Origin of the sequence: Candidatus Centipeda massiliensis (assembly GCF_900290285.1) — a bacterium.
GTDB lineage: Bacteria > Bacillota > Negativicutes > Selenomonadales > Selenomonadaceae > Centipeda > Centipeda massiliensis.
Map to the genome: position 1 here is coordinate 241,189 of NZ_LT985756.1, position 20,322 is coordinate 261,510.

Genomic DNA, 20,322 nt, shown 5'->3' on the forward strand with positions numbered 1-20,322 from the left:
TCATCGGCGCGACTGTCATAATATAACACAGGAGGCTTCTCCTCGTCAACCCCCTTTTTCAACTTTTTTCTCAAGTTTTTCGCGGGAGCTCACATCACATGTGCGATCAGCACGAGAACAACGCCGGGGATGCCGAGAATACCGACAATGAGCGCCTTGAGAAATGTGATTTCGATGCCAACACCAAAGAGGTTGATGGCCCATAGAATGATGGCGCCGACAATGCTGTTCGTGATGAGTTTCCACAGAATGCGGAACGGCAGCGCGATGAGCTTTCCAAGAATTGCGAACACAACGATGCCGATGGCAATGCCTGCAATGATATCCAATCTAGATCTCCCTTCTGTTCTCCATGGCGCGTGAGAGTGTCACCTCATCCGCATATTCGAGGTCGCCGCCGACGGGCAGCCCATGTGCAATTCGTGTGACGCGCACGCCCATAGGCTTCAGCAGTTTTGCGATATACATCGCCGTCGCCTCGCCCTCGACGTTTGGGTTGGTCGCAACGATGACCTCCTGCACATCTGTCGTACCGACGCGCGTGACAAGCTCACGGATGCGGATATCGTTCGGTCCGACGCCCTCAATCGGCGAGAGTGCGCCGTGCAGAACGTGATAGACTCCGTTATAGTCATTCATGCGTTCCATAGCTGCCACGTCGGGCGGCTGCTCGACAACACAGATCGTTGTATGGTCACGCTTCTCCGCCATGCAGATCGCACAAGGATCGCTGTCCGTGAGGTTGAAGCAGGTGGAGCAAAAGCCAATCTTCTCTTTTGCCTCAACAATGGCAGAAGCAAGCCGACGCGCCCGCTCCATGTCCATGTCGAGGACATGGTAGGCAAGGCGCGCAGCCGTCTTGGCTCCGATGCCGGGCAGCGCACGGAACTGCTCCATGAGCTGCGTGAGCGGTGCAATATGCTGCATCTCAGAGGAGTCCCGGCGGAAGTCCGAGTCCACTCGTGAGTTTGCCCATCTCCTGCGCCATCATCTCGTCGACCTTCTTCGTTGCTTCATTGAACGCAGCCGAGATGAGATCCTGCAGCATCTCAATATCCTCGGGATCGACCGCTGCGGGAGCGATGATAAGGCTCTGCACCTGTTTCTCGCCATCCATGACGATTTTCACCGCACCGCCGCCCGAGGAAACCTCGACCGTTTTCTTGCGCAGCTCGTCCTGCATCTTCTTCATCTCATTCTGCATCTTCTGGACTTTTTTCATCATACCGGCCATGTTGCCGCCGCCATTGAACATAGTAACTCTCCTTTATATATAAATGATGTGTCTAGCCTAACAAAAACTGTCTGCAACGTCAAGTGTTCTCATCGGGCGGAAGTTCATCATCCATGAACATCTCCGCCTCTTCGTCCGCCGTCGGCTCATACACCTCGTATGGCTCCATCTCCGACACGGGCGGTGGCGCCGGCCTCTGCACGGGAGGCTTTACGGACGGAGTGACCTCCTCCACGCGCGCTCCCTCCCCTGCAATCTTGAGCAGCTCTGCCACGGGCGCAGGGTATTCCGGCGTCTTTGCAGCAGACGGCGGCGGCACAGCATCTTCCTCTCCCCCCGTGCAGACAACAACAAGGGGACGCCCCGCGAGTTCGGTCATGACCTCCTCGAAGACGCCACGGTGACGCTTCGTAATGTAATCGCGTGCCATATCCGTTGCGGGACGGATGAAGAAATGCGTCTCCGTCGCCCCCTCATAGTCCGCCCCCGAGAGGAGGGATGCCGCAAGCTTGTGACGCTCCTTGAGCCGCGCCTGAAACTTCTTCCAGAGCGCTCCGTCCAGCTGACGCGGTGCCCCTTCTGTGGACACGCCCGCGCCCGTCTGCCGCGCGGAGGGTGTCTTTACGGGCGCTGCTTTTGCGGGAGGTGCAGAAGACTGCTCAGGCGATGCAACGGCGGATGCCTTCCCCGCCGAAGCAGACGACGCAGGTGCAGCTCCCGCCGCAAGCCGTGCCGCGAGCCGTCGAACCTCCTCCTCAAGCCGCGCGATGCGCGCTGTGTCTGCGGGATTGGAAGAAGAAACGGCGGCGTTCTCCGTTCTCCCGCCTTCCGATGGTCGACAAAGCCCGATCAGCATAGTCTCGACAGCGATGCGCGGCTGCGGCGAAGTGCGGATCTCCTGCATTGTCTCATTCAGCGTCCGCAAGATCGCCATGATTTCCTCCTGCGTGAAGCGCGATGCTGCCTCCTTCAGCGCCGCCGTCTGCGCGTCCGAGAACTCTGCCGCACTGAGCACGCCGCCCACGCCGGCAACCATGAGGCTGCGGAAATGCTGTGCGAGCTCCGCGAGAATCTGTTTCAGTTCACGCCCGTTTTGCAGCAGTTCGCCAAGCTGCACAATCAGTGCCGCTGCATCACGATCTGCGATCTGCATTGCCATTTTCTCGATCCACACGTGTCCGACGAGTCCAAGAACCTCCTGAACCCGATCCACCGTGAGCGTGCCCTCGGCGAGTGCCGTGCACTGATCGAGGATGGAGAGCGCGTCGCGCATGCCGCCGTCCGCCTGCACGGCGATGATGGAGAGTGCCTCCTCCTCTGCTGCAATGCCCGATTCCTTGCACACATGGATCAGCCGGTCACGGATCTCCATCACCGTAATCCGATGGAAGTCATAGCGCTGACACCGCGACTGGATCGTCGCGGGCACCTTGTGCGGCTCCGTCGTTGCAAGGATAAAGATCACGCGCGGGGGCGGCTCCTCAAGCGTCTTAAGCAGTGCGTTGAATGCCTCCGTCGTCAGCATGTGTACTTCATCGATGATGTAGATCTTGTAGTGTCCCGCCGTCGGCGCGAACTTCACGGACTCGCGCAGGTCACGGATCTCGTCGATCCCACGGTTCGATGCCGCATCGATCTCAAACACATCCATCGATGAACCATCGCTGATGGATCGGCAGGAGTCACAGACACCACAGGGCGTGAGCGTCGGTCCCTCGGCGCAGTTCAGCGCACGTGCAAGGATCTTCGCCGTACTTGTCTTGCCCGTGCCGCGCGGCCCCGTAAAGAGATAGGCATGGCTCGTCTGTCCCGCCGTGATCGCCCGTGCAAGCGTACGGCTGATATGCTCCTGCCCCACGAGATCGGCGAAGCTCTCCGGTCGCCAACGGCGATAGAGCGCGACATAGGACATGACGACCCCTCCCAACAACAAAAAGCAGCCCCGCAGGGCTGCAACGAATTCACGCGATTTCTCCCACGGCAGGCCACAGTCCCCAGGCACCCTCACGGCACATGAGACGATCCGCTTACCGCTGCTTCCTTCCGGACCTGACGGGGTTCACAGGGCCCCATTGCGCGAGACCAAGACACTGCAGCCCGCCCTGAGAAAAATCAATAAAAATGGCGGAGAGTGAGAGATTCGAACTCTCGGTACGGTATCACCGCACACACGCTTTCCAGGCGTGCTCCTTCAACCACTCGGACAACTCTCCACGTGCTCTCTAAAAAAGCTATTCACTTCTGCAACGCCTCACAGTCTAGCATGATTCACGCGTCCTTGTCAAGAAAAAAATAAGGAGAGCCGTGCACAACGACTCCCCCATATTTCCCACTATGCCAACACGCGCGAGAGACGCACCAGCTCCGGGTCGAGCGTCTTCGTATTGTTGACCGCCTCGAAGAGGTTCACCCCAACGACCTGTCCTTCATTGAAGCTAAAGACCACGTCGCTCACGCCCGAGATGATGGCAAGCGCTGCCTTCTCGCCGAGCATGGATGCCTTGATGCGATCCTCCACCGTCGGCGAGCCGCCGCGCTGGATGTGTCCAAGCACCGAGACGCGCGTGTCGATCTCCGTCTTTTCGCTAATGATCTTGCCGATCTCCACGGCAGAACCTGCCCCCTCGGCGACGACGATGATGCTGTAGCGCTTGCCCGCCTCATACATTGCCTTCAGCTCACAGCTGATCTCCTCAAGTTCAAACGCAACCTCGGGAACGAGGATGTACTCTGCACCGCCCGCAATGCCGGACATCATGGCGAGCCAACCCGAGTGGCGCCCCATGACTTCGACAATGATGATACGCCGATGCGCCGATGCCGTATCGCGCAGCTTGTTGATCGCATCCACGATCGTATTGCACGCCGTATCACAGCCAATCGTATAGTCCATGCCCCAGACATCGTTGTCGATCGTCCCCGGCAGCCCCACAATCGGCATCCCCGTTTCCTTGCTGAGGAGCGACCCGCCCGTGAGCGAGCCGTCGCCGCCGATGATCACAAGCCCCTCAATGCCGTGCTTACGCAGATTCTCAAACGCCGTTTTACGCCCCTCGGGTGTCATGAACGACTTGCTGCGTGCTGTACCGAGGAAGGTACCGCCGCGTTGGATCAGATCACTGACGCTGCGCGTTGTGAGCTGCTCAATATCGTCATGCACCATGCCGCTGTAACCATTGTGCACGCCATAGACATCGACACCCTCATAGATTGCCGTACGCACCACCGCGCGTGCCGCCGCGTTCATCCCCGGGCTGTCACCGCCCGACGTAACTACTGCGATTGCCTTTTTCAGCATAAAAACATCCCCCGTCCTCTATGCAGCGCTTACGCGAATCACTATCTGCTCTATATTTTACGAAAGCACACACGAAAAGTAAAGCCTTTCGCGGAAAATATTGAAGGATTCCCCGATAAAATGAAGATCGTCGATAGCGTAAGCGGTGGAAGGAGGCTTGTAGCGATACAGCTGACAGAATAAAAAGGGCTGTCGCACGAAGCGAGAAAACTTCGTGCAACAGCCCGTTTATATCACTGCATTCGATCTCAGAACATCCACTTGACAGACACGCTGCCTGTGATGCCCTCGCGCTTGCCCTGCCACCCGTTCAGATGGAGGTCATAGCGCACGCGGCTGCTCTTCGGCGCGAAGCGGTAGCCGAGTTCGAGCAGCGCACTCCCGCCCTTCAGCGAAGGACTGGGCGTACGATCACCCTGATAGGAGGCGTGTGCCGCACCGTTAAACTCGTACTCCCACGCCAGCCCCGCATAGAGTTGCGTGTGCGCCGTATCGCCATACGTCCATCGTGTGCCAAGCCGCACGCGATGCGAGTTCACCGCATCGAACTCATACGTCTCGCCCGTGCTGAGATGTGCGCTCGCACCTGCCGTATGCGTATACGCATAGCGTACATACGCATTGACCGCAGCCGCTTCGCTCACGCGGAAGTCCTTGCCCGCACCGACCTGAATGCCGTAGTAGGCATTCGAGGTATCATAGCTTGCAAGCCCTGTGTAGTCGCTCTTGGTACGGCCTGCACGCAGAGTGCTGTCCACGCGGATACCGCCGCGCATCGCCAGCTCTGCCACCACACCCGCGCCGATATAGCTTGATGTACCGTCGCCATGGGTGCCGTCGTCGAGGTAGGAGTCGTAGCTGCCGCGCCCGTATTCAAGGAAGGGACCAAAGGTGAGTGTTCCCGCAGGCACCGCGTTCTCACGTGCCCAGCCAACACCGAGATTCCAGCCCTTTATCTCGACATAGGAGCCGGTATTGTGGCGGAGCGCGCCGCCGCCCATCCCTGCCCAGAGTCCGTATGCGGCACCGCCCGGTGCTGCCGCAGCACGCGCAGCCTCTGCCTTTGCCGCATCAAGACCCGCACCTGCCATGAAGTCTGCACCGTCGTTCAGGAATGCGCTCGCTCCCGTACGTGTCTCGACAAAGGACTTGGACTGCTCGCCCAAGCTCGTCTTTGTGACTGTTGCGATAAGTGTCTTGTCCACCGACGCAATCGCGAACTCGTAGTCGCGTGTCACGCCGTCCGTGCCCTTCGCTGTCAGATTCTCGCCGAAGGTGATGCCCCCGCTCGTGTTCTCCATGAGCGTGATCTTGTCGCCTACCTTGAGTTTCTCTGCCGCACCGTCACGGCGAAGATCGATGTGCGCATCGGAAAGCTTCTTTTCACCTCCGACATTCGTCAGCTTCAGCATGGTATGCGCGGTGCCGTCCATCGGAGCTTTTTCCATATCAAAATGGAGGTTCTGAATGCCCCTAAAGTCGCCGATTTCCGTTGTCTTCATGCCGTATGAAACGGCAAGCGTGTTGCCCGTGCCGCTTGCTGCCGTACCGCCCGTGACTATACCCGTGATCTTCGCGCCGCGGAGGTTGATACGGTTGTTGTTCGTAACCGCACCATACCCGCCTGTGACAGAGTTGACGGCAGCATGATCGATACTGACCGTGTTGCCCGATGCTTCTCCCGCAGCCTTGCCGCCGACGATATCGGCGTTGAGGTTGTTCATAGCCATGACGGTATTGCCCGTCGCCTTGCCGCCCGCGACATCGGTCAGACCGCCGTACACTGTGCCGCTAATCGCCGCAGTCCCGCCAATCGTGACCTTATTCAGCGTGCTGTCCTTCTGCTTGGAGCTGTCTGCCGTCGAACCCGCGCCGCTCGTCCAGCCGCCGTACACGTTCGTGTACGTTCCGCTGCTGAGCGTGATCTCATTCCCCGTGGTCGTATTGCCCGCCTTCGAGCGGCCGCCCCATGTTTCTGCACCGACGGTTGTTGCCGTCCGTGCATCCTTGAAGGTGTACCCGTAGCGCACAATCTCCTTGTTGCCGCTGCGTGCCTCGATGTTCGTTTCCTTCGTACCGTCCGCACTCAGATCGGAGCGGAGTGTTTTTCCGCCCTGTAGGGTCAGTCCGTTTGCATTTTCAACGAGTACATCTTCACGTTCCGTCGCCGCAAAGCCTGCCTTGATGGTGTCAAGGTCAATGCTCGCTCCTGCCTGTGTCAGTGTCAGTTTGGAGGAGCCGTTTTTAAAGGTGACTGTGGAGAAGTTTTCAATCGTGCCGACGGTCGCCGACGTGTTGACGTTCAGCGTGTTGCCAGCAGCGGTCTTGTTGCCGCCGTAGAGTGCTGCAACCGTTGTATTTGGCGCAAGCGGATGCGTCCCGTCGCCGAGGCTCACGGTGTTATCGTTTGTCGTACCGTCTGCACTGTCGGTGTAACCGCCGTAAACCTTACCGAGCGTGCCGCCCGTGATGGTGACCGTGTTGTCGTGGCTGTGCTTCTTCTGAGCCGCCGTGTCACTCGTTCCCGACGTGTGACCGCCGTACACTGCGTCATAGTTTCCATTGACAGTAATCGCGTTGTGATGCGTTGCGTTGCCCGCCTTGGAAATGCCGCCATACGCCGCTGTTCCCTCGACAAGAGCTTGCGCTACACCCGTGAAGCGATAACCGGAGTACGTGATCGCTTTCTTGTCCGCAGAAACGCCGACGTTGATCTCGCTCTGCTGATCTGCACTCAGGCCGGACTTTACCGCACCGTCGGTGTAGGTGCCGCCAAAGTCGATGCCGGCATCGTTCTTCAGCAGGGTAATGTTGTATCCGCTGCCGCCCACCGTCAACGTGTTCCAGTCGACCTTGGTCTTGTTCGTACCGTCGCTTAGTGTCAGCATTGTACCCGTGACACCGGTCGTATCAAAGTGCAGCTTCTGGAAACCGCCGATGTTACGAGCCGTGTTCACGCCCTTGACATTCAGCGTGTTGCCTGTGCCGTCTGCCTGCGTGCCGCCGACAATCTTGTTCGTGACCGTCGCGCCGTCAATGTTGACCGTGTTGTCCTTCGTCGTCGCACCGTCGCCGCCCGTGATGGAGTTGACGGCAGNCTTGACATTCAGCGTGTTGCCTGTGCCGTCTGCCTGCGTGCCGCCGACAATCTTGTTCGTGACCGTCGCGCCGTCAATGTTGACCGTGTTGTCCTTCGTCGTCGCACCGTCGCCGCCCGTGATGGAGTTGACGGCAGCGCTGCCGACCGTGACCGTGTTGTGCGACGCTTCGCCCGCAGCCTTGCCGCCGACGATGTCGGCGTTGAGGTTGTTCGTAGCCGTGACGGTATTGCCCGTCGCCTTGCCGCCCGCGACATCGGTCAGACCGCCGTACACTGTGCCGCTAATCGCCGCAGCCCCGCCAATCGTGACCTTGTTGAGCGTGCTGTCCTTCTGCTTGGAGCTGTCCGCCGTCGAACCCGCGCCGCTCGTCCAGCCACCGTACACGTTCGTATACGTGCCGCTATCAACCGCAACGATATTGTCCGTTGTTGTATTGCCAATGACAGAGCGTCCGCCCCACGCATCCGATCCATCCGTCTCCGCTGCGCGCGCTCCCTTGAAGATCAGCCGCGTATAGTTGATTTTCTTGTTGTCGCCGCTTTTGCTCAGCGTCATCTCTGCGGTATCACCCGTCGTTACGACCGAGGTCACGCCGTCGCGGATGGTGATGCCACCGGACGTATTGTTCTCGATCAGCGTGCCGGAGGACGCATACGGCAAGCCATGAACCGTAATATCGTTGAGGCTCCCAAGCTTTGTCCCTATCGAATCCCGCAGCGTCAGTTTCGGCTGAAGTGTATCCGTAAAGTAGAAATTGACCTTATTGAAATTGACGATGTTCTTCGCACGCGCACTCGCCTTGACATTGAGCGTATTGCCCGCATAGGAGGCACGGTTTACGCCGAACGCGCCGAAGATGTACTTTGCGATCTCAGTGTCTGCCGCCAGCTCGTTTTTCCCGTCGCCGAGATTGACGATATTGTCCTTGATCTCACTGTTGCCGTTGGATCTTGCCGCATACACGGTGCCCTGTATCTTGCCGCCCGTGATGGTGACGACATTCCCCGTCAGCTTTCCGCTGCCGCGCACGAAACCACCGAGGATATCTTTGACCTCGCCCCCCGCAATGGTGACTTCGTTGTTCATCACACTGCCCGTGGAGTTTGTTTTTTCGATTGCACCGCCGTAGATCTCACGCTTCAGTACGCCGCCCTTGACCATCACCGTATTGTGCGTCACGTCCCCCGTCGCGCGTGCCTCATCAAGCACACCACCGTAGACCTTGCCGTCAATCGTCCCTCGGTGAACGCGGACATGATTTCGCAGAATATGCCCCGTCGCATCCGAACTGCTGGAAACACCGCCATACAGCGACGAGGTCTTGCCGCCATTGACCTCAACAAGATTGTCCTCTGCATTTCCGCTGCGTCCGACTTGTCCGCCGACCATCCACTCTGCAAAGGATACCGTTCCCGCATCAAAATATACCTTGTTTCCCGTTGCGCTCCCCATGCCCCGCGCGAAACCTCCATAAATGGAGGCAATCTCCGTTGCAGCCCCCTTAATGCGCACCGTGTTGTTGTCCGCATTTCCTGCACCTCTGGCAGCACCGCCATAGACAGCAGCGCTTACTTTGCCATTGTTGACTGTGACCGTGTTATGCTCGGCTTTCCCCGCATTCGTATCGGCATAGCCGCCGTAGATCTTGTTCGCACGCGTGCCGGCACCATCGAAGGTCACTTCGTTATGATCGCTGCTGTCCTTATCTGCCGCATCCGTACCCGTGCCGCTCGTCCAGCCGCCATAGACATTCGTGTGCGTGCCGCTGTCCACGATAATCACATTATGATGCGTCGCGTTTCCGATGACGGAGCGCCCGCCCCATGTATATTTGTCAGCCCCCTCCGCAACGGTCGTCGCTGTGTTCTGATGCGCAAACGCATACCCCTCGTAGGTAATCTGCTTGCTGTCTGTGGTTTTCGCAAGGACAAATTCCCTGTGCTCGTCCGCCTTGGTCTTGGTGAGACGATTCTCACCATCCGAGATGGTAATGCCATGCGTATTCTTAATCAGCGTCCCCTTATGGTTGTGTGCGCCCTCCACCGTGAGTTCGCCGAGGCTTCCGATCGTCGTCCCACCGGCATCTGACAGCGTAAGCATCGCAGCCGTCTTGTTCACATGCTCATTGAAGTGGAAGTTGATCTTCTCGAAGTTTCTTATGTTGGCAGCACCTGCATTATCATAGACATTCAGCGTATTGCCCGTGCGATAATCTGCACCATAGGCCATGCCGCTGCCGCCATTGATAATACCGTTGACCTGTCCCGCATAGTCGCTTTTCCCATCGCCGAGATTGACCGTATTCCCCGTCGCCCCCTGCCCCGAGCGACCGCCGTCAATACTGCGCACCGTACCGCCCGTAATGGTGACCGTGTTGCCCGTGGCGCTGCCGCCACTCGCTTGACCGCCATAGATATCCTGTGCTGTACCGCCCGTGATGGTGACTGTGTTGCCTGTGGTGCTTCCGCCGCGTGCTTGACCACCATAGACATCCTGCACCCTTCCGGCTGAAATAGCGACCGTATTCCCTGTCACGTCTCCGGTCGTTCCGTTCTCTGACACACCGCCATAGACATCATACAAGGAGCCGCCCGAAACCTCGACATGGTTGGTCGACACCTTGCCCGTACCGTCCGTATATCCGCCATAGACCGACTGCCCATGAACTGTGATTGCGCCGCCCTCAATCTTCACCGTATTGTGGAGCACGTCGCCATTGGCTCCACGCCACGCCGTGCCGCCGTAAATATCCCCCTGTACGCTGCCGCCTTTTAGCGTCACCGTATTGCCCCGGACGATGCCCGTGCCGGTTCTCTCGGTCGTACCACCGCCCAAGTCAGAATTGAGGTTGTTACCGTTGAATTCGACATGGTTGTTCTCGGCGCTGCCACCCCCGCTCGCCATACCGCCATGCACGGCATCAACAGAGGATGTGAGCGGTGCCGTCGCCGGATTGACAAAGATTTTGTTCCCCGTCACATTTCCGGTGCCGAACGTAATGCCGCCAAACAGGAACTTATCATAGGGAAGGGCGCGCCCGTTAAACGTCAGCGTATTGTCCGCAACATTGCTGATGTCACTCTCTCCCCCAACATACCCGGCCGCCGTACCGATCGCAGGGCCGCCACCGGGTACGAAGACATTATCTGACGGTGCGTTCGATGCATCGATCGTCACATCCGCCGCAGACACATTTGGTGCAGACGAAAGGAATCCGGTGCCGCCGAGCGTGATCGCAACAAACAGTGCCAGACGATGTGATTTCTTTTCTTTGAACAAAAAGTTCGCCTCCTAAATTACGCAAACCATAAAATATATCGATTCTTTTAGTTAATTGGGACAATTCTACCACACTGAATCCAAAAAGGAAATAGGCTCATCATAAAAATAAAAAACGCCGCAGTTTTCATCTCTGCGACGTTTCTATATTGATGTATTTACATATAGGAAGATAGTTTTACCTTAATGTCTCTGAGCGTGGAATTGATCCTCGCTCCACCCCGCGATGCCGCGCTGATCCGGCATGATGGAGGGATCGAATACAGGATTCTTCCCTGCCGCCTTCTGCTCAAGGTAGTCCGTGAGTGCAAGGCGCGCCAGAGGTGCGAGGCGTGCGATGGCGTAGAGGTTCGTAAGGCAGATCATTGCCATGAAGAGATCGGCGAGATTCCACACGAGATTGAGCGCCGCGATGCAGCCAAAGAACACCATCGCAACGACACCGAGACGGTAGATGAAGAGCGCCTTCCCTGTGTTCTCACCAAAGAAGTGGATGTTGATCTCACCGTAATAATAGTTGCCGACCACGGAACTGAAGGCAAAGAGGAAGATGAGCACGGCAAGAAGGCTCGATGCCCACGGTCCAAAGACGCTCGCGAGTGAATCCTGCGCAAGCGCGATGCCCGTCGTGTCGCCGCCTATGGTATACTGCCCCGTGAGAAGCACAATGAACGCCGTCGCCGAGCAGACAATCCACGTATCGACGTAGACGCCGAACGCCTGCACAAGCCCCTGCTTGACAGGGTGGGTGACATTCGCCGTCGCCGCTGCATTTGGAATCGAACCTTCGCCCGCCTCGTTCGAGAAGAGTCCACGGCGGATACCGGTCAGGATGGCGGTACCGATGCCGCCGCCAACCGCTGCCTGCGGACTGAATGCGTCATGCAGGATGAGAGCGAACATCGCCGGCACTTGATCGATGTGCAAAACGATGGTAATGAACGCGATGACGAGATAGATGCCCGCCATGATCGGCACGAGCAGGGTAGAGAACGCCGCGACCCGCTGGATGCCGCCGAAGATAACCACACCCGCGAGAACGGCGAGAACGGCACCCATGAGCCAAGTATCGATGCCGAATGCCTTCTCCATCGAGAGCGCAATCGTATTCGCCTGCACCGACACATAGATAAGACCAAATGTCACGGAGATGAGCACGGCAAAGAGCTTTGCCACGGCGGGCTGCCCGAGCGCGTTCTGAATGTAGTACGCAGGCCCGCCATGAAAGAGTCCGTGTCCGCGCGGAATCTTATAGATCTGAGCCAGTGTACTCTCAACGAAGCCTGTCGCCGTACCGATGAAGGCAATAACCCACATCCAGAACACGGCACCGGGGCCGCCCGTCACGATGGCGATCGCAACGCCCGCAATGTTGCCGACACCGACACGCGAGGCGGTACTCACGCAGAACGCCTGGAACGAGGAGATCGCCTTGCGCCCGCTCGGCCGCCGTCCGAGATCTCCCGCGAGGAGGCGTACCATCTCGGGCAGTGCACGCAGCTGAACGAGTCCGGTCGAGACTGTGAACCAGAGTCCGCTGCCGACAAGCACAACGATGATGATATAAGTCCATAGGAAATCGTTGATTGAGCCGACCACAGAATTAAAGAAATCCATAAAATCACCCTTCCCATAAAGAATACGTTAAATCATAATGGATGGAGCGGCGGTTTGTCAAATTGCATTCCTGTATTCTTTAATGACGTAGAGATTTATGTCGCCGATTCTTTACTTCTCATGCAAAAGAGTGTAGAATATGAATAGTTATAGGTTTCAGGGATAAAAGGCGGGATATGTTATGCTGAAAAGAACAAAAATTATATGCACACAGGGTCCGGCGACGGATCCCGACGGTATCGTCGACGCGCTCATCGAGAATGGAATGAACTGTGCGCGCTTCAACTTCTCGCACGGCACGCACGAGGAGCATCTCGTGCGCATCAACAAGGTACGTGCGGCAGCGGAGCGCTCGGGCAAGGTCATTTCGCTCATTCTCGACACGAAGGGACCGGAGATGCGCCTCGGCGAGTTCAAGGACGGCAAGGTACAGCTTGAAAAGGGCAAGCAGTTCACGCTGACCCACGATGACACGCCGGGCGATGAGACACACGTCAGCGTCAACCACAAGAACCTCTACAACGAGGTGAAGCCGGGTGACACGCTGCTCCTCTCCGATGGTCTCGTCGGACTTGTTGTCGATGAGGTTCGCGGCAAGGACATCGTGACGACAATCCAGAACTCAGGCCCCATGTCGACACGCAAGCGCGTAGCGGCACCGGGGGTTGAGCTGGGTCTGCCCGCAATCTCCGAGCAGGACGAGCGCGACATCATCTTCGGCATTCAGAACGACATGGACTTCGTCGCGGCATCCTTCATCCAGCGTCCCTCGGACGTGGAGGAGATCCGCCACCTGATCGCAAAGCACGGCGGTCACATGGAGATCATCCCGAAGATCGAAAACCTCGCAGGCGTCAACAACTTTGACGAGATTCTCGCGGTTTCGGACGGCATCATGGTCGCACGCGGTGATCTCGGTGTCGAGGTTCCGGCAGAGGACGTTCCCGTCATCCAGAAGGAAATCATCCGTAAGTGCAACGCCGTCGGCAAGCCCGTCATCGTGGCAACGCAGATGCTGGAGTCCATGACGACGAACCCGCGCCCGACGCGCGCAGAGGTCTCCGACGTCGGCAACGCGATTTTCGACGGTGCGGACGCCATCATGCTCTCGGGTGAAACGGCAAGCGGCGACTACCCTGTCGAGGCAGTCAAGACGATGAGCACCATTGCCCTGCGCATGGAGGAATCACTCGAATACGATACGATCATCCGCTCGCGCAGCATCCGCGAGCGCTCCTCGGTAACCGATGCCGTTTCGCACGCAACCGTCCAGCTTGCATACGAGACGAGTGCCGCCGCGATCCTCACGCCGACCCAGTCCGGCTATACGACGCGCGTTGTGTCGAAGTACCGTCCGAAGGCGATGATTGTTGCATACGCGCCGAACCCGATGATCGCACGCCACATCAACCTGCGCTGGGGCGTTTACTCCATCCAGGGACGCAAGTGGACGAGCGTCGAGGACATGATCGAGTCCTGCACACGCGGTGCACTCTCACATGGCTACGTCGCACAGGGCGACAAGGTCGTCATGGTTGCAGGTATGACCTACAACGAGGGCGGCTCGGTCGCCGTCCGCGTCACAACCATCCAGTAAAGATTTGCTGCAGAACAACGAAAGGAAGCCGCTCGTGTACGAAACGGCTTCCTTTTTTATGAAAAGGAGATCGTCATGCAGATAATTCACAGCGATAACGCCCCCGCCGCCCTCGGTCCCTACAGTCAGGCGATGCGCGTCGGTAACCTCGTCTACACCTCGGGGCAGATTGGCATTGATCCCGCCGCAGGCAAGATTACGTCGGACACCGTCGAGGGGCAGGCGACACAGGTTTGCGCAAACCTCAGAGCCGTGCTTACCGCCTCCGGCACCGACCTCACGCGCGTCGTCAAGACCACCTGCTTCCTCGCGGACATGAACGACTTCGCCGCGTTCAACGAAGTCTACGCCCGTCACTTCACGGGCAAGCCTGCGCGCTCCTGCGTCGCGGCAAAAGCACTGCCCGCGGGTGCACTCTGCGAGATCGAAGTCATCGCCGAGGCTTGATGGGCAACTTTCCGCTATCCTTATTGTCATTTGTCTGATATAATGTGATTGTAGGAGGTGGATTCCATGCGCAGCTTCAACGACTTTATGGAGAAACATCGTCAGGAAGTATATGCAGCGGCATATAAAAACTGCAAGCATGACGAAGAGGGGCATTGCCTTTTCCCCAAAGACGATCCGTGGATGAAGGACGAAGCATGGGACGAGGAAGCCCATCCTGTGCATCAGCATAAGGTACGGTATCTTGCGGCAAATTAGAGAACGCGAGGTGTGGTCTGCATGGGTTGGTTACGAGGATCAGCCAACGGAGGGCAAATATCGCCCCGTATTGGTGATTGATGTCATTGCGGAACAGGCAGTCGTCTTATCTGTTCCGTTCACCTCAACATACCCGCGGGATGAATACGACATCGAGGTATTCGATTGGTATGATATTCCTCTGGATCATATTTCTACGGCGCGCATCAGCAAGACCATCGTCATTCCAACCTCAGATTTTCGGAAAAGACTTGGACGTGTTTCCGATGAAGATTGGAACAATATCACCGACTCACTTATGACCTACATGGAGCATCACGGCATCGGAACCAGATGACATTTTTCAAGAAAAAGCAATAGCCCTCTTGCGTTATATTGACGCAGGAGGGCTATTATATTTACAAAAAACTTTACCCCATCACCATCGGCTCGATCTTCTCTTCCTTCATAAAGCGGCTGAGCTTCTGTACGCTCTCCATGAGATCGTTGTAGTTCTCCGGTGTGAGTGACTGTGGGCCGTCGGAAAGTGCGCGCGAGGGATTCGGATGCACCTCGATGATGAGTCCGTCTGCACCTGCCGCAATCGAGGCGAGGGACATGGGCTTGATCATGCGCCATTTACCCGTGCCGTGGCTCGGGTCGGCGATGATCGGCAGATGCGAGAGATGCTTGATCGCCGCAATCGCACTGATATCGAATGTATTGCGCGTATACGTCTCATACGTGCGGATGCCGCGCTCGCAGAGGATGACGTTCGGATTGCCCTCGTTCATGATGTACTCAGCGGCGTTCAGCCACTCGTCGATGGTCGCTGCGAGTCCGCGCTTGAGCATGACCGGCTTGCCCGCACGTCCGACTGCCTTGAGGAGTCCGAAGTTCTGCATATTGCGCGCACCGATCTGGAGGAGATCGGCGTAGGCAGCGACCGTATCCACCGCCTCGACCACCGTTACCTCGGTCACAACGGCAAGCCCCGTCTTTTCACGCGCCTCGGCGAGGTATTTCAGCCCCTCCTCCTCAAGCCCTTGAAATGCGTAGGGCGAGGTGCGCGGCTTGTACGCGCCGCCGCGGATGAACTGTGCGCCGCCCGCCTTGATGATCTCCGCCGTCTCCATCAGCTGCTCGCGCGACTCAACGGCGCAGGGTCCCGCCATGACGACGGGGGTTCCGTCCCCGATCTTGATGCCGCGCACGTCAATGACCGTCGGCGCAGGGTGGAACTCGCGGCTTGCGAGCTTGTAGCTCTTGGAGATGGCAACGGTGGTCTCGACGCCGTGCATGGCATCGAGCGGTGTTGCGGCGAGCTTCGTCTTGTCACCGATGACACCGACGATCTTCTGCCGCGCGCCCTCCATCACCTTCGCCTCAAGCCCCTTTTCCTCAATGGCACGAATGACGCTTTCAATATCCTCCTGTGAGGCATCCGAATTCATAATAACAACCATTGTATCTCTCCTGTTCTATTCATTGTGTGCCGTGTGCACGGGGAAAACGCCGAGCACCTTGAGCCAGACGCTCTTCTGTGCGACGGCATTGATGGAGTCGCGGACGGCATCCGCATCGCTGTGCGCATCGAGATCGAAAAAAAACATATACGCGCCAAGCTCCGTCCGCGCGGGGCGCGACTCAATCCGCGTAAGATTCACCGCCCGATGTGCAAACTCGCCGAGCACATCGTAGAGCGCCCCCGCGTGTGAGCCGTCAATCTGGCAAACAAGGAGCACCGTATCGGGCATCTCTGTGGGCGGCGCAAGCGCCCCCTCGCGCACCACCTCGAAGAACCGCGTGCAGTTCGAGCCGCGATCCTCGATCCTGCCCGCAATCTCGGTCAGTCCGTTCAGCTCTCCCGCACGCCGCGTACAGATTGCCGCCGCCCCTGCTTCCACGGGAGATGCGCCGACGATCTCCGCCGCGCGCGCCGTACTCGCGGTCTTGATGATCTCCGCACGCGGACAGTGCCGCAGCAGGAACTCCCCGCACTGCGCGATGGGCTGTGCGTGCGAGTAGATCACATGGATCTCTCCATCCGTACGCCGCGCCATGAGATAGTTGTGCACGGGCCATATTACCTCACGCCGCACGCGCAGTGTATCCGAGCGTGCAAGGGCATCGAGCGTCACGGCAATCGCTCCCTCAAGCGAGTTCTCGACAGGCACGAACGCCGCATCCACCACGCCCGTCTCTACCGCGTGCAGGCACTCACCGATGTCGCCGAAGCAGACGATCTCGCAGTCAAGTTTCTGCCACTCCATGAGGTAGAGCGCCGCCGCCTCGCTGTGCGTTCCAACGGGTCCCAAGACGCCCATTCTCTGTCTCACACACATTCCTCCTATACAGGGTTCTATCATACTATATGCACAACACGTTGGCAAGGGCAATGGGAAACACTTTCATTCCGCCCTCATTTTCCTCGCGTCCTGCTTGTGCTATAATAGAAACAGTTTCTCAATCAAATGAAAGGGGCAGCCATGACGCCAAAGGAGTACCTCACCATCATGCACTGCATTGCCGGACTCAAGGAGCGCACACGCCATGCGTGGATGAAGTCGGGGCGGCAGGAGAGTGTCGCGGAGCACAGCTGGCGGATGGGGCTGATGGCATATTTTCTGCGCGATGCGTTCCCCCATGCCGACCTCACGCGTGTACTTCTTATGGCACTGCTGCACGATATGGGCGAAGTCTTTACGGGTGATATCCCGACCTTTGAAAAGACGGATGCTGATCGGAGGCGCGAGCACGAACTGCGCGACGAATGGATTGATTCGCTGCCCGCACCGTACGCAGCGGAGGTACATGCCCTCTTTGCCGAGATGGACGCAATGGAAACCGAAGAGGCGCGTCTTGTCCGCGCGCTTGACCGCATGGAGGCAGTCATTACGCACAACGAGGGCGATCCCGCAACGTGGCTTCCACTTGAGTACGATCTGCAGCGCACATACGGCATGAAGGAGGCGGCGTTTTCGCCAACACTCAAAAAACTGCGCGCAGAGGTCACAAACGAAGTGGACGAGGTCATCGCCGCACGGAAAGAGGAGGAGACGATATGAAAACAAACTACGGCAACTGGATCTCTACGCCGATGATGAAGACGCTTGCAGCGATTGCCGCTGTACTCTATGGACTCACGGTGCTCTATGCGATCATATATGACTGTGTGACTGCACCCTTCTTCATCCTCGCCATCCTATCGTTCGTCGCAACCATTGTCGTCCTCTATATGTACTACTGCCGCCGCGTCTTTGACTTTGAGGGCGGCGGACTGATGCGCCGCATCCACGCCTATCTGCTCGATCAACTCCCATGGGACGGACTGGGCACCGCACTTGAGGTCGGCTGCGGCTCGGGGGCACTCAGCATTGCCATGGCAAAGAAATTCCCTCTCGCCGAGGTGCAGGGCATCGACTACTGGCCACCCATGTGGAACTACGGGCAGGAACAATGCGAGGCGAACGCTGCCGCCGAGGGGGTTGCGGAGCACTGCCGTTTCCAACACGGAGATGCGGCAAAGCTGGACTTCCCTGACAACCATTTCGATGCCGTCGTCAGCAACTTTGTCTTCCACGAAGTACGCACGCAGAAGGACAAATTCATGCTCGTCGAGGAGGCGCTGCGCGTCCTGAAAAAGGGCGGCGCATTCGCCCTGCATGACACCTTTGGAAACAGGGACATGTACGGCAATATGGACGAGTTTGTCGCCTATCTTCAGGAAAAAGGCATCGCCGACGTGTCCTATATCCCAAACACCGAACGCAGCATCCCCATGCCGCCGCCCGTACGCTTTATGATGCGCGGCATTGGCATGCTCTATGGAACGAAGTAACGAAAGGAAAACACCGATGTTCCTCCGAACACTCCCCGCCGCACTCGCCGCAGCAGCCCTTCTCTGCATACCCACACTCACAGAGGCGACAGAAACAACCGGCTCCATCCCGCGCCCCATCATTCCTGCCGCCATCCCGCAGGGAATGAGCGTCGATGCAAAACTTGCCGCAGGTCTGCATTTCGCTCTGCCCGCCATGCAGCAGGACATTCTCAAAATGCCCCTCCCCGCACCGACCTCAGTTACCATCGCCGGTGAGGCAGCGGCAACCGAAGAACAGATGCTTGCCTATCTTCTGCGCCGCAACCCGAATCCAAAGCTCACGGGTACGCCCGCAGAACTCGTGCACGCATACTACGAGGAAGCGGAGCACGAGGGCGTCCGTGCCGATGTTGCGCTCGCGCAGGCGTTTAAGGAAACGGGATTCTTTGCCTACGGCGGCGACGTGGACTGGAAGCAAAACAATTTTTGCGGACTTGGAGCCACGGGGAACGGCGCAAAGGGACTCTCCTTCCCCGATATGCGCACCGGCGCACGCGCTCACATCCAGCATCTCCTCGCCTACAGCCGCAAAGAACGCCCAACGAAGCCCATCGTCGACCCGCGCTATGATCTCATCCGCACGAATCGCCCCGATATCTACGGAAAGCTGACAAATTGGACACAGCTCAACGGTGTCTGGGCCGTCCCCGGCAAGAACTACGGGCAGGAGATCCTCATGATCCGTGATGCAGCACGTATGCCCGACGGCTCCGACGCCGCACTGCGTGCCGCAAACGCACACATCATGCAGGCGGGTGATGTCGATGGATATATCTATCGCGGGCTCGTCTATCTGCACCGCAGCGCATACGGAGCGGCTCTTGACGACTTCAATGCCGCACAGAAACGAAATACAAAGCGCACCGAACCCTACCTCGGTATCGCCCTCGCCCATACGGGTGCCGGCAAGCTAAAAGACGCACGCCGTGCATACGAAGTCTACCTCAAAGTCGCGCCCGATGATGCCGCCGCCCTCCACAACTACGGACGCATCCTCCTTGCAGAGAACAATCCTACGAAGGCAGCCGCCGCTCTGCGTGATGCCATCCGCCGGAATCCGCAGAACGCTGACAGCTACAGTGCCCTCGCCGTCGCCCTCATCCACACAAAGGACTATGTGGGCGCATGGAAGACACTTGCCGACGGTGCCGCCATCGCCCCCGCAAACACCGACATCCTCATCAACCAGATTCTTTTGCAGGCTTGCCTGAAGGATGCGGGTGACAAGAAGCACAAGAAAAAGTAACGCCTCTTAGGGAAGGAGGAACATTATGGTTGAGATTCAGAAACCGTATAAACTGATAGATAAAAATGGTGAAGCGTATCTTTCCCCTGAGAAAGGAACGCTTGGCGGCAACGGAAAAGACAAAATCTATGGTCGTATGGACTGCCCATCGGCCAACGCAACACTGCATGGGAAATATGGAGAAGTGTATATCAAGCACCGCGTCTTTTTCAAAGATGAAGCCACTGCCATCGCTGCCGGTTTTCGCCCCTGTGGAAACTGCATGAGAGAGCATTACAGGCTCTGGAAAGAAGGAAGAATCATTCCCGGCAATCTTGAAGAAACGAAAAAGAATGTCGATTTTCTGTAAGTATGATTCACCAACGCTGAAAACATTGTATATA

16 protein-coding genes, 1 tRNA gene and 1 other RNA gene are annotated in these 20,322 nt (G+C 57.7%); 8 read left to right on the forward strand and 10 right to left on the reverse strand.

Annotated elements, in window-relative coordinates; all coding sequences use genetic code 11:
• Positions 1 to 89: 89 nt before the first annotated feature.
• The 8 genes from C8273_RS09695 to C8273_RS09735 all read right to left on the reverse strand — a co-directional run bounded on the left by C8273_RS09695 (position 90) and on the right by C8273_RS09735 (position 12,529).
• Positions 90 to 329: a pro-sigmaK processing inhibitor BofA family protein gene (locus C8273_RS09695; protein ID WP_106627509.1), complete on the reverse strand. Its 240-nt coding sequence runs from the start codon at positions 327 to 329 to the stop codon at positions 90 to 92.
• Position 330: 1 nt separating this feature from the next.
• Entirely contained in the window at positions 331 to 927 is a 597-nt protein-coding gene (gene recR, locus C8273_RS09700) for a recombination mediator RecR (RefSeq protein ID WP_106627675.1), read from the reverse strand.
• A gap of 1 nt (position 928) precedes the next feature.
• On the reverse strand, positions 929 to 1,255 hold the full coding sequence (locus C8273_RS09705) for a YbaB/EbfC family nucleoid-associated protein (protein WP_021683849.1): 327 nt from the start codon (positions 1,253 to 1,255) through the stop codon (positions 929 to 931).
• A 58-nt stretch (positions 1,256 to 1,313) separates the two neighbouring features.
• Positions 1,314 to 3,146: a DNA polymerase III subunit gamma/tau gene (gene dnaX, locus C8273_RS09710; protein WP_106627510.1), complete on the reverse strand. Its 1,833-nt coding sequence runs from the start codon at positions 3,144 to 3,146 to the stop codon at positions 1,314 to 1,316.
• A gap of 77 nt (positions 3,147 to 3,223) precedes the next feature.
• Positions 3,224 to 3,323: signal recognition particle sRNA small type (ffs, locus tag C8273_RS09715), an RNA gene on the reverse strand.
• Between the two features lie 33 nt (positions 3,324 to 3,356).
• A tRNA-Ser gene (locus C8273_RS09720) sits at positions 3,357 to 3,447 on the reverse strand.
• 119 nt (positions 3,448 to 3,566) lie between these two features.
• Complete coding sequence (gene pfkA, locus C8273_RS09725; RefSeq protein ID WP_106627511.1) at positions 3,567 to 4,532, reverse strand: 6-phosphofructokinase; 966 nt, start codon at positions 4,530 to 4,532, stop codon at positions 3,567 to 3,569.
• Positions 4,533 to 11,095: 6,563 nt separating this feature from the next.
• Positions 11,096 to 12,529, reverse strand: a complete 1,434-nt coding sequence (locus C8273_RS09735; protein ID WP_106627513.1) for an alanine/glycine:cation symporter family protein — start codon at positions 12,527 to 12,529, stop codon at positions 11,096 to 11,098.
• Positions 12,530 to 12,710: 181 nt separating this feature from the next.
• Between C8273_RS09735 and pyk the strand changes: the two genes are divergently transcribed.
• The 4 genes from pyk to C8273_RS09755 all read left to right on the forward strand — a co-directional run bounded on the left by pyk (position 12,711) and on the right by C8273_RS09755 (position 15,168).
• Positions 12,711 to 14,126, forward strand: a complete 1,416-nt coding sequence (gene pyk / locus C8273_RS09740) for a pyruvate kinase (RefSeq protein ID WP_106627514.1) — start codon at positions 12,711 to 12,713, stop codon at positions 14,124 to 14,126.
• Positions 14,127 to 14,201: 75 nt separating this feature from the next.
• Positions 14,202 to 14,573, forward strand: a complete 372-nt coding sequence (locus tag C8273_RS09745) for a RidA family protein (protein WP_106627515.1) — start codon at positions 14,202 to 14,204, stop codon at positions 14,571 to 14,573.
• 66 nt (positions 14,574 to 14,639) lie between these two features.
• Entirely contained in the window at positions 14,640 to 14,831 is a 192-nt protein-coding gene (locus C8273_RS09750) for a hypothetical protein (RefSeq protein WP_106627516.1), read from the forward strand.
• Entirely contained in the window at positions 14,818 to 15,168 is a 351-nt protein-coding gene (locus C8273_RS09755; protein ID WP_234344003.1) for a type II toxin-antitoxin system PemK/MazF family toxin, read from the forward strand. The genes C8273_RS09750 and C8273_RS09755 overlap by 14 nt, the downstream gene beginning before the upstream one ends.
• Positions 15,169 to 15,241: 73 nt before the next feature.
• Here the strand turns inward: C8273_RS09755 and aroF are convergent, their stop codons facing one another.
• Together aroF and pheA are read right to left on the reverse strand one after the other, a co-directional pair.
• Positions 15,242 to 16,276: a 3-deoxy-7-phosphoheptulonate synthase gene (gene aroF / locus C8273_RS09760; protein ID WP_106627517.1), complete on the reverse strand. Its 1,035-nt coding sequence runs from the start codon at positions 16,274 to 16,276 to the stop codon at positions 15,242 to 15,244.
• A gap of 15 nt (positions 16,277 to 16,291) precedes the next feature.
• Positions 16,292 to 17,155, reverse strand: a complete 864-nt coding sequence (gene pheA / locus C8273_RS09765; protein ID WP_407695414.1) for a prephenate dehydratase — start codon at positions 17,153 to 17,155, stop codon at positions 16,292 to 16,294.
• Between the two features lie 144 nt (positions 17,156 to 17,299).
• On the opposite strand from pheA, the gene C8273_RS09770 reads away from it, so the two are divergent.
• From C8273_RS09770 to C8273_RS09785, 4 genes are read left to right on the forward strand one after another with little or no spacing between them, the layout of a single operon-like run.
• Positions 17,300 to 17,878, forward strand: a complete 579-nt coding sequence (locus tag C8273_RS09770) for an HD domain-containing protein (protein WP_106627519.1) — start codon at positions 17,300 to 17,302, stop codon at positions 17,876 to 17,878.
• Positions 17,875 to 18,651 (forward strand): class I SAM-dependent methyltransferase, encoded by a 777-nt coding sequence (locus C8273_RS09775; protein ID WP_106627520.1) that lies wholly within the window; start codon positions 17,875 to 17,877, stop codon positions 18,649 to 18,651. Before C8273_RS09770 ends, C8273_RS09775 begins: the two co-directional genes overlap by 4 nt.
• 16 nt (positions 18,652 to 18,667) lie before the next feature.
• A complete protein-coding gene (locus C8273_RS09780; protein ID WP_106627521.1) occupies positions 18,668 to 19,939 on the forward strand; it encodes a glucosaminidase domain-containing protein in 1,272 nt (423 codons plus the stop codon).
• Between the two features lie 25 nt (positions 19,940 to 19,964).
• Entirely contained in the window at positions 19,965 to 20,288 is a 324-nt protein-coding gene (locus tag C8273_RS09785) for an Ada metal-binding domain-containing protein (protein WP_106627522.1), read from the forward strand.
• The last annotated feature ends 34 nt before the right edge of the window (positions 20,289 to 20,322 follow it).